Source organism: Sinomonas sp. G460-2 (assembly GCF_047759905.1).
Classification (GTDB): domain Bacteria; phylum Actinomycetota; class Actinomycetes; order Actinomycetales; family Micrococcaceae; genus Sinomonas.
The window spans coordinates 1-2,213 of record NZ_JBKZWT010000455.1; the positions used below are offsets into that span (position 1 = coordinate 1).

Sequence of the window (2,213 nt, forward strand, 5' to 3'; positions counted from 1 at the left end):
GCGGGCGCCCTGTTCGCCCTCGTCGCGGCGGGCCGCGGGAATGGCTTCGCGGCAAAACTCGGCATGCCGAGCGAGCCGAACGCCCTCGCGCGCGTGCTCCTGTCCGGCGCGGAGCACTCCGTCGACCTTCTCGACGTGGGCGGGCGGCTCGTGCCCGGCAACGCGTATTCAGGGCTCGACGCGGTGGCCAACCTCATGATGAACGATTCGCGCATCCCGCCCGTCGTCGCATACCAGATCGCCCCAGTGATCGCGATCGTGCGCTGGAAGCCGGCCCGGTTCGAGCTCGATATCGACGGCACGCGCCACAGCATCACCGCACATCTCGTGGTCCTCGCGAACTCGGGACGCTACGGGCACGGTCTCGACATCGTCCCGGACGCCGTGCTCGACGACGGCCTCGTCCACGTGCTCGTGGCCGGTGCCGAGACCCCCAAGCGGAACGTGGCCCGGTTCATGCGGCTCGCCGAGACCGGGGCCCACGTGTCGGAGCCCGGGGTGCGCCGCTTCACCGGGCGCCGCATCGCGATCTCGGCGGACCGGCCGCTGCCCCTGTGCCTCGACGGCGACGGCGCCGGTGGGCTCCCGGTGCACGTCGAGATCCGTCCGGGCGCCCTGCGGATCCTCGCGCCGTAGACCTCTACCAGATGCGGCGGTCGGCGGCCCAGCGGCTGAGCTCGTGGCGGTTCGTGAGCTGAAGCTTGCGGAGCACGGCGGAGACGTGGGTCTCGACGGTCTTGACCGAGATGAACAGCTCCTTCGCTACCTCCTTGTAGGAGTAGCCGCGCGCGATGAGCCGCATGACCTCGAGCTCGCGGGCGGAGAGGCGATCGAGCTCGTCGTCTGCCACGGCGGATGTGCCGAACGCGTCGAGGACGAACCCGGCGAGCCGCGGGGAGAACACCGCGTCACCCTCGGCCACGCGCAGCACCGCGTCCGTGATCTCCGGCCCCGAGGCTGTCTTCGTCACGTAGCCTCGGGCGCCCGCGCGAATCACCGAGACCACGTCCTCCGCCGCGTCCGAGACGCTCAGCGCGAGGAAGCGGACCTGCCCCAGCAGCGCCGCGGAGCGCGTGAGAACCTCGCGCCCTCCCCCGCCGATCCCCCCGGGAAGGTGCACGTCGAGCAGCACGACTTGAGGCTCGAGCTCCCCGATGACCGCGACGGCCTGCTCGACCGTCCCGGCCTCCCCGACCACGCGGACGCGCTCGTCGAGATCGGCCTTGAGGCCCGAGCGGAAGATCGTGTGGTCGTCCACGATGACCACGGTGACGGGCTCGCTCATGCTTCCTCCGTTCCGATCCCCGGAAGGTGCAGGCGCACCTCGGTGCCGTCCGGCCCGGAGACGATTTTGGCCTCGCCGCCGTGGCGGCGCATGCGCCCCACGATCGATTCGCGGACACCGAGCCGATCCTCCGGCACGGCGTCGGGGTCGAAGCCCGGCCCGCGGTCCTTGACGAACACGTCGATGCTCCCGCTTGCGGCCTCGGCGTAGACCGAGACGGTTCCTCCGCCGTGCCTCGCCGCGTTGAGCATGGCCTCGCGAGAGGCCTGCAGGAGGGCCTCGGTCCGCTCGCGGTTCGACTCACCCAGCGGCGAGTCCCCGACGCAGACGACGTCGACCGGCTGGCCATGCGCGTCCTCGACCTCCGCGGCGAGCGCCTTGAGCCGGTCGGTGAACGTTCCGCCTCCGCGCCGAGCGTCGCGATAGAGCCACTCTCGCAGCTCTCGCTCCTGGGCGCGCGCGAGGCGAGTCACGTCGGCCTCGTTCCCGGCGCGGCGCTGGATGAGTGCGAGCGTCTGGAGCACCGAGTCGTGCAGGTGCGCCGCAATCTCGGCCCGCTCTTCCTCCCGCACGCGCGCGGAACGCTCCGCACCAAAGTCGCGCCAGAACTTGAGGCCCCACGGCAGAAGCACAAGCGCCACCCCGGCCAACACGGCAAGGGACGCGAGGAGTGCGAGGCCCAGAACGTTCCATTGCGTGCCCGAGATCGCGAGCGTCACCCCAGTGGCCACGAGCGCGAGCCCCGCGCCGAGCCGCACCCACCCTGCCCAGCGGGCCGTTCCCGCGCCGCGGACCAGCTGGTCGCGACGCGAATCGTCGAGCTGAAGCCACGCGAGCGTCGCGCCGCCCAGGATCGCCGCGACCGGGAGGATCACCCCGAGCGGGATGTCGACGCCGAGGAAGCCGCTCCCCACCATGATCGCGCCGA

General features: G+C 71.7%; 3 protein-coding genes. 1 reads left to right on the forward strand and 2 read right to left on the reverse strand.

Annotated elements, in window-relative coordinates; genetic code table 11:
• Positions 1-636 (forward strand): diacylglycerol/lipid kinase family protein (locus ACLN58_RS21310; protein WP_415857216.1); only part of this gene is annotated, 636 nt, incomplete at its 5' end.
• A gap of 4 nt (positions 637-640) precedes the next feature.
• Here the strand turns inward: ACLN58_RS21310 and ACLN58_RS21315 are convergent.
• Positions 641-1,285 (reverse strand): LuxR C-terminal-related transcriptional regulator, encoded by a 645-nt coding sequence (locus tag ACLN58_RS21315; RefSeq protein ID WP_415857217.1) that lies wholly within the window; start codon positions 1,283-1,285, stop codon positions 641-643.
• A partial coding sequence (locus ACLN58_RS21320; RefSeq protein ID WP_415857218.1) for a sensor histidine kinase occupies positions 1,282-2,213 on the reverse strand: 932 nt, incomplete at its 5' end. The genes ACLN58_RS21320 and ACLN58_RS21315, both read right to left, overlap by 4 nt.